Below are 12,986 nucleotides of genomic sequence, written 5' to 3' on the forward strand. Positions count from 1 at the left end.
CCGCCCTCGCGGGTGGCCACGCCGTTCTCTGACACCTGGGCTCCTCCTCGTCGTCGCCGTCGGCGACACTGGGTGTGCGCCGCGGGGTGGACGAGGAGCCATTCTGGACGACGCGGGCGGCGCTGCGGTGCAGCCCCCCGCCGAGCCGGGCAGGAGCGGCGCGCGACGGGACGACGACGGAGGCGGGGACGGCGGTGGCGAGCACGGCGGGGAGCGGTGGCGCAGGCTCGCGCACGGCGCGCCTGGATGAGCGCTACGGGCGGCGCGCGCCCTCGCCCCGACGGCGCCGCGCCCGAGTCCTCGTCGCGGCGGTCGGCGGCGCGGCCGTCCTGGCGTGGGCGGCCTGGGCCGGCCCCGCGCTGCTGCTGGGCGAGGGCGTCTCGACGCAGGTCGTCGGCTTCTCCGCCCCCACGGCGACGGCGGTGGAGCTCGACTTCCAGGTGACCATGGACCCGGGCCGCACGGCGCGGTGCGACCTGCGCGCGCTGGCCGAGGACTTCACGACGGTCGGCTGGCAGACCGTCGACGTCGGTCCGTCCGACGGCGACGTCGTCCGGCGGTCGGTCGAGATCCGCACCCAGCAGCCCGCCGTCAGCGCCGAGGTCATGGGCTGCGAGCTGCTCGCCGACGGCTGAGCCCCCCGTCGCCGCACGGCCCCGCGCCCCCATCGGCTAGCATCTCGCCTTCGCGGTGCTGCGGAGCGCGCCCGCGACGGCCGCTCCCGGCACCGGTCCGGCACCGGGGCCGGACCGAGCAGCCGCCCCGGGGACCGCACCGCAGGGGACGCTGGTCCCAGGGGCCGCCGGGCCCCGGGGGACGGGGCCACCGGACCGCACCAGCAGCACCGCACCACGAGCACGACCACGTCGAGACCAGGGCGTCGCGCACCGCGCACCGCCCTCCCGCACCCCGCCCGCGCACCGCGGGCGGCGCACCGAAGGAGGTCCTCCGTGACCGACATGACGCAGACGCCCGCGCCCGCGCCGGCCGACGGCCAGCGCGAGCCCGCGTGGCTCACGCAGGAGGCCTACGACCGCCTCAAGGGTGAGCTGGACCACCTCACCGGGCCCGCCCGCCAGGAGATCGCCCAGCGCATCGAGGCCGCCCGCGAGGAGGGCGACCTCAAGGAGAACGGCGGCTACCACGCCGCCAAGGAGGAGCAGGGCAAGCAGGAGGGCCGCATCCGCCAGCTCACCGCCCTGCTCCGCGACGCACGCGTGGGCGAGGCGCCGCAGGACTCCGGGCGCGTCCAGCCCGGCATGGTCGTCGTCGCCGAGGTGGCGGGCCGCGAGATGCGCTTCCTCTTCGGCTCCCGCGAGGTCGCCGAGGGCGCCGACATGGACGTCTACAGCCCCACCTCCCCGCTCGGCGAGGCCATCTCCGGCCTGTCCGCCGGCGACGAGACGACGTACACGGCCCCCAACGGGCGCTCGATCCCCGTGAAGGTCGTCTCCGCGAAGCCCTTCTCCGGCTGACGCCCGCGCCGCGCGGTCGCGCGGCACGGACCGCGCACGACGACGGCCCGGCACCCCTCGGGGTGCCGGGCCGTCGTCGTGCCGGGCGGGCGTCAGCGGGCGGCCGCCCGCTGGTACTGCCGGACGGTGAGCGGCACGAAGATCGCGAGCAGCACCAGGCCCCACAGGAGCGTGTAGAGCACGGGGTTCTGCAGCGCCCAGGCCGTCGGCTCCGGGGTGCCGGCGGGGAGGTTGCCGAAGAGCTCGCGCACCGCCTGCGTCACCGCGGAGACGGGGTTCCACTCCGCGAAGGCCCGCAGAGCGCTAGGGAAGCTCTCCAGCGGCACGAACGTGTTGGCGATGAACGTCAGCGGGAAGATGACGATGAAGGTCACGTTGTTGAAGACCTCCGGCGTCCGGACGAGCAGGCCGAGGAAGGCCATGATCCAGCTGACGCAGTACGCGAAGAAGAGCAGCAGGACGTAGCCGAGCAGCGCCTCCCCCACCGACGTCGAGATGCGCCACCCGACCACCAGACCGGTGATCGTCATGATCACGACGGTGAGCAGGTTGTTGACGACGTCGGCCGTGGTGCGGCCCACGAGCACGGCGGACGACGCCATGGGCAGCGACCGGAAGCGGTCGATGATCCCGGACTTGAGGTCCTGGGCCATGCTCGAGCCGGTGATGGTGGCCCCGAAGATGACGGTCTGGGCGAAGATCCCGGCGATGAGGTACTCGCGGTAGGCCGCCGGGTCGGGCTGCGCGCCTCCCGCGCCGGGCAGCGCGATGGCGCCGCCGAAGACGTAGGCGAAGAGCAGCACGAACATGATCGGCGAGACGATCGACCCGACGAGAAGGTCGGGCACCCGCTTGATGCGGATGAGGTTGCGCCGGGCGACCGTCCAGCCGTCGCCGAGCGCCTGGCCGAGGCCGCCCGCGGGCGGCGGCTCGAGGCGGCGACCGGTGCCCGCGGCACCGCTCGTGGGCTGCCCCGTGGTCGTGGTGCTCATCGTGCGTGCTCCCCTCGTCGGCGACCGCCTCGTCGGCGCTTCCCGCCGCCGTCCTCCGGCGCCGGCTCCCCTGCGTCGTCGGCCTCCTCCGCGGCCCGGCCCGTCAGCGTGAGGAACACGTCATCGAGGGTGGGCCGGCGCACGCCGGCGTCGAGCACCTCGGCGCCGCTCTCGCGCAGGTCGCCCAGCACGGCGACGAGCGTGGCCGTGCCGCCGCTCGCGGGCGCGGACAACGAGCGCGTCTGCTCGTCGACGGCGACCTCGCTCGCCCCGGCGCGCTCGAGCGCGGCGCGGGCCGCGCCGACGTCCTCGGCGCTCGCCAGCGTGATCTCCACGCGCTCGCCGCCGACCTGCGCCTTGAGCTCGTCGGCGGTGCCCTCGGCGATGACGCGGCCGTGGTCGATGACGGCGATCGAGTCGGCGAGCCGGTCCGCCTCCTCGAGGTACTGCGTCGTCAGCAGCAGCGTCGTCCCGCCGGACACGAGCTCGGAGATGACCTCCCACATGCCGAGGCGGCTGCGGGGGTCGAGGCCCGTGGTCGGCTCGTCGAGGAAGAGCACCTCGGGCTCGGCGACGAGGGCGCCCGCCAGGTCGAGGCGGCGGCGCATGCCGCCCGAGTAGGTCTTCACCGGCCGGGACCCGGCGTCGGTGAGGTCGAAGCGCTCGAGCAGCTCGCGGGCGCGGGCCCGGCTCGGCCCGCGGCCGAGGTGGTAGAGGTCGCCCACCATCTGCAGGTTCTCGGTGCCGGTGAGCTGCTCGTCGACGGCGGCGTACTGGCCCGAGACGCCGATGCGCCGCCGCACGCCGGCCGGGTCGGCCAGGACGTCGACGCCCGCGACGCTCGCCCGGCCCTCGTCGGGGCGCAGCAGCGTCGTGAGCACGCGCACGGCCGTCGTCTTGCCCGCGCCGTTGGGCCCGAGCACGCCGAGGACGCTCCCGCGCGGCACGGAGAGGCTGAGCCCGTCGAGGGCCGTGACGCTGCCGTACCGCTTGACGAGGCCCTCGGCGACGACGGGGTGGTCCTGCGTGCTGCCGCGGGTGCCGCCCGTCGCCCCGGTGCGCGAGCGCGCCGCGGGCTCGGGCGTGGTCGCCGATGTGGTCATGGGCGGACCGTAGCCAGGAGGTCCGACACCCGCTGCGGCCGGGGACCGGCCCGTCCGCACCGCGCCGTCCCCGCCAGGTCGTCCTCGTGCACGTCCGCCTCCTCCCGTGCGGCGGTCGCTCGACCGCTGCACGTCCTCCGACCGCGCGCAGCCGCTGGACTCATCGGTCGGCGCCCGGCGACGGGACGGCGCGGTGGCGGTCAGGCGACGGGACGGCGCGGGTGGCGGTCAGGCGACGGGCCGCACCCCGGAGGCGGCGAGCGCGGCCAGAACCGCGGTCGCGTGGTCGTGCCCCTTGGTCTCGAGCTGCAGGCCGATCTCGACCTCGTCGACGGCGAGGGCCGCCGTCGTGCGGGTGTGGAAGACCTCGAGGACGTTGGCGTCCGCCTCGGCGAGGACCGCGAGCACGCCGGACAGCGCGCCGGGGCGGTCCGGCACCCGCACCCGGCACCCGAGGTAGCGCCCCGCGGCCGCCATGCCGTGGCGGATGACGCGCATGAGCAGCAGCGGGTCGATGTTGCCGCCCGAGAGCACGACGGCGACGGGCGGCTCGAAGGCCTCCGGCGCCTCGAGGAGCGCGGCCGCCGCCGCCGCGCCGGCGGGCTCGACGACGAGCTTGCTGCGCTCGAGGAGCATCAGCAGCGCCCGCGAGAGCGACTCCTCGGCGACCGTGACGACGTCGTCGACGAGCTCGCGCACGAGCCCGAAGGGGACGTCTCCGGGCCGGCCGACGGCGATGCCGTCCGCCATCGTCGCCATCCGGGCGAGCGCCCGCGGCTCGCCGGCGTCGAGCGAGGCGGGCCAGGCTGCCGCGCCCTCCGCCTGCGCCGCGACGACCCGCACGTGCGGCGCGATCGCCTTCACCGCCGTCGCGATGCCCGCGACGAGCCCGCCTCCGCCCGTGCAGACGACGACCGTGCGGACGTCGGGCGCCTGCTCGAGCAGCTCGAGGCCCACCGTCCCCTGCCCGGCGACGATGTCGGCGTGGTCGAAGGGGTGGATGAGCACCGCCCCGGTCTCCCGCTCGTGCGCCAGGGCGTGCACGAGGGCCTCGTCGACCGTCGTGCCCGCCTGGTGCACCTCGGCGCCGTACCGGCGGGTGGCCTCGACCTTGGGGATGGGCGCGCCGACGGGCATCCAGATCGTCGAGCGGATGCCGAGCAGCCGCGCCGCCAGCGCCACGCCCTGGGCGTGGTTGCCGGCGCTCGCGGCGACGACCCCGCGCTCCCGCTCGGCCTCCGACAGGCGCGACATCCGCGTGTAGGCACCGCGGATCTTGAACGAGCCCGCGTGCTGGAGGTTCTCGCACTTGAGCAGCACCGGGCCGCCCACCAGCTCCGACAGCGCGGCGCTCGGCTCGAGCGGCGTGCGCCGGACGACGCCGTCGAGCAGGGCGTCCGCGGCCCGGACGTCGTCGAGGGTGACGGCGGGCAGCTGCTCGGCCCGACCGCCCGGTCCCGTGCTCGTCCCGGGGCTCGTCCGGGGGCTCACCGCGGCGCCGGGGCGGCGCCCTCGAGCGCCCGGTCGAGGTCGGCGAGCAGGTCCTCGACCTCCTCCAGGCCCACCGAGAGGCGCACGAGGTCGGCGGGCACCTCGAGCGGGGAGCCGGCGGCGCTGGCGTGGGTCATGCGGGCGGGGTGCTCGACCAGGGACTCGACGCCGCCGAGCGACTCGGCGAGCGTGAAGACGCGCGTGCGCCCGCACATCGCGACCGCGGCCGCCTCGTCGGCGAGCCGCACGGAGACCATGCCGCCGAAGCGCCGCATCTGGCGGGCGGCGACGTCGTGGCCCGGGTGGTCGGCCAGCCCCGGGTAGAGCACCTCGCGGACGGCGGGGTGCTCGCGCAGGTGGGCGGCCACGCGCTCGGCGCTGTCGCAGTGGCGCTCCATGCGCACGGCGAGGGTCTTGAGGCCGCGCAGCACGAGCCACGCGTCGAAGGGGCCGGCGACGGCGCCCATGGCGTTCTGGTGGAAGGCGAGCAGCTCGGCCAGCGGCTCCCCGCCGCGCGCCGTCGCCTCCCCGACGACGAGCGCGCCGCCCACGACGTCGGAGTGCCCGCCGCAGTACTTCGTCGTCGAGTGGACGACGACGTCGGCGCCGAGGGACAGCGGCTGCTGCAGGTACGGCGTCGCGAAGGTGCTGTCGACGGCGAGCAGGGCCCCGCGCTCGTGCGCCGTGCGGGCCAGCGCGGCGACGTCGGCGACGCCGAGGAGGGGGTTGGTCGGCGTCTCGCACCAGACGAGGCGCGTGCGGTCGGTCATGGCCGCGGCGACGGCCGCCGGGTCGGACAGGTCGGCCGCGGTGTGCTCGACGCCCCACCGGGCCGCCACCTTCGCGAAGAGGCGGAAGGTGCCGCCGTAGGCGTCGTCGGGGATGACGACGTGGTCGCCGGGCTCGAGCACGGCCCGCAGGAGCGCGTCCTCGGCGGCCAGGCCCGAGGCGAAGGCGAAGCCCGCCGTGCCGCCCTCGAGCGCCGCGAGGCACTCCTGCAGCGCGTCGCGGGTCGGGTTGGCCGACCGCGAGTACTCGTAGCCGGCGCGCAGGCCGCCGACGCCGTCCTGGGCGTACGTCGTCGCCACGTGGACGGCGGGGACGACCGCGCCCGTCCGCGGGTCGGGCTCCGACCCCGCGTGGATGGCGCGGGTGGCGAAGCCCGACGCCGACCAGTCCTGGGGGCCGGCCGCGGGCGGGGCGTGGCCCGGCTCCGCGGTCTCGTCGTCCGGCTGGTGCGCGTCGTCGGGGACCTGGCTCACGACGGGGACGCTACCCGCCGGTGCTCCCGGGCGCGGGCGCCGTCGTCGCGGGGGTCCGCCGTCCGACAGCCGCACCGGCCCCGGGCATGGACAGCCGCGGAAGGAGGAGCCCGACGACGGGGCCGATGCCCAGGGCGTAGGCGAGGGTGCCGACGCCGACCGTGCCGCCGAGGGCCCAGCCGACGGCCACGACCGCCACCTCGAGCGCCCCGCGGACGAGGCCGACCGGGAGCCCGGTGCGCGCCGCGAGCCCGGTCATGAGCCCGTCGCGGGGGCCGGGGCCGAGGGCGACGCCGACGTAGAGCGCCGTCGCGGCGCCGTTGAGGACGACCCCGACGACGACGAGGACGACGGCGACCGGCCACGACCCCGCCGGGGGCAGCACGGCCAGGCCCACCTCGATCGCCAGGGCCACGAGGACGACGTTGCCGACCGTGCCCACGCCTGGGCGCACGCGCAGCGGCACCCAGAGGAGGAGGACGACGGCGCCCGCGAGGAGCACGACGAGGCCGAAGGCCCAGCCGGTGCGCAGGGCGACGCCCTGGTGCAGCACGTCCCACGGCGCCCCGCCCCAGCCGGCCCGCAGGAGCATCGCGAGCGCCAGCCCGAAGAGGAGCTGGCCGACGACGAGGCGCACCAGCCGGTGCGGCAACGACCAGGCCGGGGCCGCAGCAGGGGTGGTGGCCGCAGCAGAGGCCGGGACGCCGCGGCGACCGGTCGCGCGTCGGGCCGCCCGACCGGTGCGGGGGCTCATCGGGGGGCTCGGCGCGGGCTCAGCGCGGGCCCGGCCCGGCGAACGCGCGGTCGCCGCGGGCGCGGTGCTGCCAGTGCAGCCCCTCGCCGGAGGTGTGGGCGGAGCCGTAGCCGTCGGCGCGCAGGTCGCGGACGAGGCCGACGACGGCGGCGACGAGGAGGACGGCGAGCAGGGCGGTGAGGACGACGAGGGCCATGCGCCCATGGTGCTCCTCGAGTGGCTGGCGCAGGGCAGGCCAATCCGGCGAGGGTGGCCTGCTCCTGAGCCGGCGCACCGCCCTCGCGGCCCTCGCGAGGAGCGCACCGCCCCCGTCCCACGGCGAACCGGCGACGACTCGCCCTGACGCCCTCCCTCCCGAGGGCGGACGAACGACGACTCGCCCTCCCCGCACCGCCTGCAGGGCGAACAGGCGACGACTCGCCCCCCGCAGCCCCGGTGCAGGGCGAACAGGTGACGACTCGCCCTCGAGACACCGTCGGAGGGAGGCCGCGGCACCCCCGCGCCCTGGCCGCGTCCGCGAGGTGGCCTGCTCACCGCGGGCCACCGGGGGGTTCGGTCGTGCGACGCTGGCCCGATGAGCGCGAGCAGCGGCGCGGCGCCCCACGACGTCCCGGCGGCGCGCCGCTCGGCCGAGCGGCTGGCCGCGCTCGTCGGTCGCGCGACGCTGCACCCCCCGGTCGCGGCGACCCTGGCCGTCGCCCTGCGCGGCCTCGTCGCGGACGGGCGCCTGCCGGTCGGGGGGCGGCTGCCCGCGGAGCGCGAGCTGGCCGCGGCCCTCGGCGTCAGCCGGGTCACCGTCACCTCCGCCTACGCGCGGCTGCGCGAGAGCGGCTGGGCCGCCTCGCGGCGCGGGGCGGGCACGTGGACGAGCGTCCCCGACCGCAGCGGCGTCGTCGCCGCCTTCGTCCCCGGCAGCCCCCGCGACGGCACCGTGGACCTCACGTACGCCTCCCCCGCCGGGCCGCCCGAGGTGGCCGACGCCTACGCGGCGGCGCTCGAGGCGCTGCCCCGCATGCTCCCCGGCCACGGGTACGTGGCCGGTGGCCTCGCCGACCTGCGGGCGCGCGTCGCCGAGCGGATGACCGCCCGCGGCCTGCCGACGACGGCCGAGCAGGTGCTCGTCACCACCGGGGCCAGCGCCGCCATCTCGGGCGCGCTGCGCGCCGTCGCCGGACCTCCTCTCTCCGCGGGTCGGGGCGGGGCCCCCGGGGCCCGCGTCCTCGTCGAGCACCCGACGTGGCCCAACGCCCTCGACCTCCTCGGCGAGCTGGGCGCCGTCGCCGTCCCGGTGCCGCGCGACCCGCGGGCGCCCGACGGCGCGGGCGGCTTCCCCGCGGCGCTGCACCGCGCGGCGCGCGAGACGGCGCCGGCGATGGCCTACCTCGTGCCCGACTTCGCCAACCCCACGGGCGCCGTCCTCACCCCCGAGGAGCGGCAGCGCGTGGTGGCGTCGATGGAGCAGCGCGGCGTCGTCGTGCTCGCGGACGAGACGCTCGCCGACCTGGCCCTCGAGCCGGACGACGACCCGTCGTCCCGGCCGCCGCTGGCCGCGTCCGCCCGGCCGGGCGCGGTGCTCACGGCCGGCTCGCTGAGCAAGTCCGTGTGGGCGGGCCTGCGGGTGGGATGGCTGCGCGGCGAGCCGTCCGTCCTCGCCCGGGTGGCGGCGAGCGCGTCGCGCGACCACGGCGCCCTGCCCGTGGTCGACCAGCTGGCGGCGTGCGTGCTCCTCGACGGGCTGGACGCCGGGCTCGTCGAGCGGCGCGCCCGCCTGCGGGAGCAGCGCGACGCCCTCGTCGGGGCCCTGCGCGACCGGTTCCCGGCGTGGGACGTGCCCCTCCCCGCGGGCGGGCTGTCGCTGTGGTGCCGGCTGCCGCGCGGGACGTCGTCGTCCGCCGTCACCGACGCCGCCGAGCGGCACGGGCTCTTCCTCGCCACGGGCTCGCGCTTCGGCACGGGCCACGCCTTCGACGACCACCTGCGGCTGCCCTTCACCCAGCCGGTGCCGGTGCTGCTCGACGCCGTCGACCGGCTGGCGCGCGCCGTCGCGGACGCCGAGCGCGCCTGGGGCGCCCCGACGACGACGCGGACCGGCGCGCTCATGGGCTGAGCGGCCTCCTGCCCGACGTCCTGGCCGTCGGGGCGGGGGCGTCCGGGGCGGGCGGGGGAAGGACGAGGGCGCTGGCGGCGTTGTGCGGGGCAGACCGGGAGGGGTGCGAGCCCCACCCGACCGACGACCCGCGAGGAGGACCCGTGGCCCTGTTCGGGACCCGCACGAAGACGACGATGGTCGAGCGCGACCAGGCCCTGCCGGGCCGCGAGCACCGCCCGTACCACGTGCCCACCACGCACGCGGTGCTCGGGACCCCGCTGGAGGGTCCGTGGCCGGAGGGCACCCAGCGGCTGTACGTGGCGATGGGCTGCTTCTGGGGCGCCGAGCGCCTCTTCTGGGGCATGGACGGCGTCGTCACCACCGCCGTCGGGTACATGGGCGGCTTCACGCCCCACCCGACGTACGAGGAGACCTGCACCGCGCGGACCGGTCACACCGAGACGGTGATGGTCGCCTACGACCCGGCCGTCACGGACGCCGAGACGCTGCTGCGCACGTTCTGGGAGGAGCACGACCCCACCCAGGGCGCCCGCCAGGGCAACGACGTCGGCACCCAGTACCGCTCGGCCGTGTACTGGACGACGGAGGAGCAGGGCGAGGTCGTCCGCGCCTCGCGCGACGCCTTCGCCGCCGAGCTCGAGCGCTTCCGCCTCGGCCCCGTCACCACCGAGCTGCGCCCGGCGTCCGAGGCGGGTCCGTTCTTCCACGCCGAGGACTACCACCAGCAGTACCTGCACAAGGTGCCGAACGGCTACTGCGGCCTCGCCGGCACGGGCGTCAGCTGCCCGGCGGGCATCCTTCCCGCCGACGGCGCGGCCCCCGCGGAGGCCGCCCGCTGACGCGGTCCGTGACGTGACGGAGCCCCGGTGACCAGCTGGTCACCGGGGCTCCGTCGTGTCCGGACGCCCGCCCCCTGACGGCGACGTGTGGCCATGTCGCCCTCGCAGGGCCTCGCTCGGGGCGACGTGTGGCCATGTCGCCCCGTCCGCCGTCGCCGAGGACGACGTGTGGCCATGTCGCCCCGCGGGACGTGGCTCTGGGGGCGACATGGCCACACATCGCCCCCAGGGGCGAGACAGGCGCTGACGACGGGCCTGCGGCCCGGCGTCACTCCTCGGCGTTCGGCACCGCGTCGCGGTCGAAGCTCTGCGGACCGTGGTCGCCCTGCCCGGCGTCCTCGCGGACGAGCTCCTGCTCGCGCTCGGCGCGGTGGTCGAGCACCTCCTCGGCGAGGTCGGGCTCCTTGCCGTGCTCCTGGCGGTCCTTGACCGCGGGCACCTCGGGCTGGATCGGGTCGGGGGCGTAGCTGGGGTCCGTCGAGCTCGTCATGCGACGACGCTACGACCGCCCCCACCGCCCGGCACGGCGAGCACCGGGGACGGGCGCGCGTCAGCCCGCGACGTGCGCCAGCAGGTCCGCGCGCGTGACGACGCCGGCCGGGCTGCCGTCGACGACGACGAGCAGCGCGTCGGACTCCTGGAGCGCCGCCCGCGCCGCCGAGGCCGGCTCCGTGCCGCCGATGCGCGGCAGCGCCGGGGACATGTGCGCCGACACGGGGTCGGTCAGCTGCGCCGCGCCGGAGAAGACGGCGTCGAGCAGGTCGCGCTCGCTCACCGCGCCGACGACCTCCCCGATGACGACCGGCGGCTCGGAGGTGACGACCGGCATCTGCGAGACGCCGTACTCGTGGAGGATCCCCACGGCGTCGCGGACGGTCTCGGCGGGGTGGGTGTGCACGAGGGCCGGGAGGTCGCCGGACTTGGCGCGCAGCACGTCGGCGACCGTCGTCGTGCCGGCGGACGGCGACGTCGCGGAGCCCGTGTCGTCGGTCGAGAAGCCGTAGCTCCGCATCCACCGGTCGTCGAAGATCTTCGCGAGGTAGCCGCGGCCGGAGTCGGGCAGGAGGACGACGACGACGTCGTCCGGGCCGAGCTCGCGCGCCACCTCGAGGGCGCCGACGACGGCCATGCCGCAGGAGCCGCCGACGAGCAGGCCCTCCTCGCGGGCCAGGCGCCGGGTCATGGCGAAGGCCTCGGCGTCGGAGACGGCGACGATGCGGTCGGGCACGCTCGGGTCGTAGGCGCGCGGCCACATGTCCTCGCCCACGCCCTCGACGAGGTAGGGCCGACCGCTGCCGCCGGAGTACACCGAGCCGACGGGGTCGACGCCGACGACCGCCACGGGGCCGCCGTCGCGGTCGGCCGAGACATCCTTGAGGTACCGGCCGGTGCCCGTGATGGTGCCGCCCGTGCCGACGCCGGCGACGAAGTGGGTGAGGCGCCCGTCGGTGTCGGACCAGATCTCGGGCCCGGTGGTCTCGTAGTGGCTGCGCGGGCCGTTGGGGTTGGAGTACTGGTCGGGCTTCCATCCGCCGGGCAGCTCGCGCGCCAGCCGGTCGCTCACCGAGTAGTAGGACTCGGGGTGGTCGGGCTCGACGGCCGTGGGGCAGACGACGACCTCGGCGCCGTAGGCCCGCAGCACCGCCCGCTTCTCCTCGCCGACCTTGTCGGGGCACACGAAGACGCAGGAGTACCCGCGCTGCTGCGCCACGAGCGCGAGCCCCACGCCGGTGTTTCCGGAGGTCGGCTCGACGATGGTGCCGCCCGGCTGCAGCTCCCCCGACGCCTCGGCGGCGTCGACCATCCGCACGGCGATGCGGTCCTTCACCGACCCGCCGGGGTTGAGGTACTCCACCTTGGCGAGCACGGTCGCCGAGATCCCCTCCGTGACGGCGTTGAGGCGGACGAGCGGCGTGCCGCCCACGAGGTCGACGATCGTCTCGGCGTAGCGCACCGCCCGATCCTCGCACCCCGTCCGCACCCGGGTGTCCTCGCGGGCGGCGCGCAGGCGCCGCCGGCGCACGGCGAGGACCCCGGGGAGGACGTCGGCGAGGGCCCCGACGAGCGAGCCGACCGACGGCGGGACCGCCGCAGGACCGCCACATCTCGGCCACGGACCCGCCGCGGTCACCGGGCTACGTTCGATCGGTGCCCCCAGAGGAGAGCCGGCCGCGGGCCCCGCGAGCGCCCGACGACGCCCCGCACGCCCCCGCCCCGACGGCCGGCGGCGGCGCCCCGGCGCGGGCCGCCGACGTCCTCGTCGTCGAGGACGAGCCGGTGCTCGCCGAGGCCGTGCGGGCCCGGCTCGTGGCCGAGGGGATGGCCGCGCGGGTGGTGGGCGACGGGCCGTCGGCGCTCGGGGCCGCGGCCGCGCAGCCACCGGACCTCGTCGTGCTCGACCTCATGCTGCCGGGCCTCGACGGGCTCGAGGTGTGCCGGCGGCTGCAGGCCCGGCGGCCGGTGCCCGTCCTCATGCTCACCGCCCGGGCCGACGAGGCCGACCGCGTCATCGGCCTCGGGGTGGGCGCCGACGACTACCTGGCCAAGCCCTTCGGCATGCGCGAGCTCGTGGCCCGCGTGCGGGCGCTGCTGCGCCGCGTCGAGCGGGCCCGCGAGCTGGCGGCGGGGGACGCGCCCGCTCCCGACCGGGACGACGTCCTGCGCCTCGGCGCGCTCGTCGTCGACCGCGCGGCCCGCCGCGTCGCCCGGGACGGCCGCGAGGTGCACCTCACGCCCACGGAGTTCGACCTCCTCGTCCACCTCGGCGAGCAGCCCGGCCGGGTGCTCACCCGCGAGCAGCTGATGGCCTCGGTGTGGGACTGGGCGGACGCGTCCGGCACCCGCGCCGTCGACAGCCAGGTCAAGACGCTGCGGCGCAAGCTCGGCGCGGACGTCGTCCGGACCGTCCACGGCGTCGGCTACGCCCTGGAGGTGCCGCGTGCCTGACGTGCGCCCCGTCG

At 77.2% G+C, this 12,986-nt stretch carries 13 protein-coding genes; 5 read left to right on the forward strand and 8 right to left on the reverse strand.

Annotated elements, in window-relative coordinates:
- Positions 1-86 precede the first annotated feature (86 nt).
- Positions 87-635: a DUF4307 domain-containing protein gene (locus Q0789_RS02170; protein WP_298801670.1), complete on the forward strand. Its 549-nt coding sequence runs from the start codon at positions 87-89 to the stop codon at positions 633-635.
- Between the two features lie 324 nt (positions 636-959).
- Entirely contained in the window at positions 960-1,475 is a 516-nt protein-coding gene (greA, locus tag Q0789_RS02175) for a transcription elongation factor GreA (RefSeq protein ID WP_298802187.1), read from the forward strand.
- A gap of 92 nt (positions 1,476-1,567) precedes the next feature.
- Here greA and Q0789_RS02180 read toward each other — a convergent pair whose 3' ends face one another.
- From Q0789_RS02180 to Q0789_RS02205, 6 genes are all read right to left on the reverse strand, one after another.
- Positions 1,568-2,467, reverse strand: a complete 900-nt coding sequence (locus Q0789_RS02180; RefSeq protein ID WP_298801671.1) for an ABC transporter permease — start codon at positions 2,465-2,467, stop codon at positions 1,568-1,570.
- Positions 2,464-3,570 (reverse strand): ATP-binding cassette domain-containing protein, encoded by a 1,107-nt coding sequence (locus Q0789_RS02185; protein WP_298801673.1) that lies wholly within the window; start codon positions 3,568-3,570, stop codon positions 2,464-2,466. Before Q0789_RS02185 ends, Q0789_RS02180 begins: the two co-directional genes overlap by 4 nt.
- Positions 3,571-3,798: 228 nt before the next feature.
- Positions 3,799-5,061, reverse strand: coding sequence for a threonine ammonia-lyase (ilvA, locus tag Q0789_RS02190; RefSeq protein WP_298801675.1), 1,263 nt, complete (start codon positions 5,059-5,061; stop codon positions 3,799-3,801).
- Positions 5,058-6,206, reverse strand: a complete 1,149-nt coding sequence (locus Q0789_RS02195) for a cystathionine gamma-synthase (RefSeq protein WP_366917610.1) — start codon at positions 6,204-6,206, stop codon at positions 5,058-5,060. The genes ilvA and Q0789_RS02195 overlap by 4 nt, the downstream gene beginning before the upstream one ends.
- A 127-nt stretch (positions 6,207-6,333) precedes the next feature.
- Entirely contained in the window at positions 6,334-7,077 is a 744-nt protein-coding gene (locus Q0789_RS02200) for a hypothetical protein (RefSeq protein ID WP_298801678.1), read from the reverse strand.
- A gap of 19 nt (positions 7,078-7,096) precedes the next feature.
- Positions 7,097-7,273, reverse strand: a complete 177-nt coding sequence (locus Q0789_RS02205; protein WP_298801680.1) for a hypothetical protein — start codon at positions 7,271-7,273, stop codon at positions 7,097-7,099.
- Positions 7,274-7,651: 378 nt separating this feature from the next.
- On the opposite strand from Q0789_RS02205, the gene Q0789_RS02210 reads away from it, so the two are divergent.
- Entirely contained in the window at positions 7,652-9,184 is a 1,533-nt protein-coding gene (locus Q0789_RS02210; protein WP_298801682.1) for a PLP-dependent aminotransferase family protein, read from the forward strand.
- A gap of 176 nt (positions 9,185-9,360) precedes the next feature.
- Positions 9,361-10,026, forward strand: a complete 666-nt coding sequence (gene msrA, locus Q0789_RS02215; RefSeq protein WP_366917611.1) for a peptide-methionine (S)-S-oxide reductase MsrA — start codon at positions 9,361-9,363, stop codon at positions 10,024-10,026.
- A gap of 268 nt (positions 10,027-10,294) precedes the next feature.
- Here the strand turns inward: msrA and Q0789_RS02220 are convergent, their stop codons facing one another.
- Positions 10,295-10,516 (reverse strand): hypothetical protein, encoded by a 222-nt coding sequence (locus Q0789_RS02220; protein ID WP_298801686.1) that lies wholly within the window; start codon positions 10,514-10,516, stop codon positions 10,295-10,297.
- Between the two features lie 60 nt (positions 10,517-10,576).
- Positions 10,577-11,980, reverse strand: coding sequence for a cystathionine beta-synthase (locus tag Q0789_RS02225; protein WP_366917612.1), 1,404 nt, complete (start codon positions 11,978-11,980; stop codon positions 10,577-10,579).
- A gap of 194 nt (positions 11,981-12,174) precedes the next feature.
- Here Q0789_RS02225 and Q0789_RS02230 point away from each other — a divergent pair, with 194 nt between their 5' ends.
- Entirely contained in the window at positions 12,175-12,972 is a 798-nt protein-coding gene (locus Q0789_RS02230) for a response regulator transcription factor (protein ID WP_298801690.1), read from the forward strand.
- Positions 12,973-12,986 lie beyond the last annotated feature (14 nt).

Origin of the sequence: uncultured Pseudokineococcus sp., from assembly GCF_947499845.1 — a bacterium.
Taxonomy (GTDB): Bacteria; Actinomycetota; Actinomycetes; order Actinomycetales; family Quadrisphaeraceae; genus Pseudokineococcus.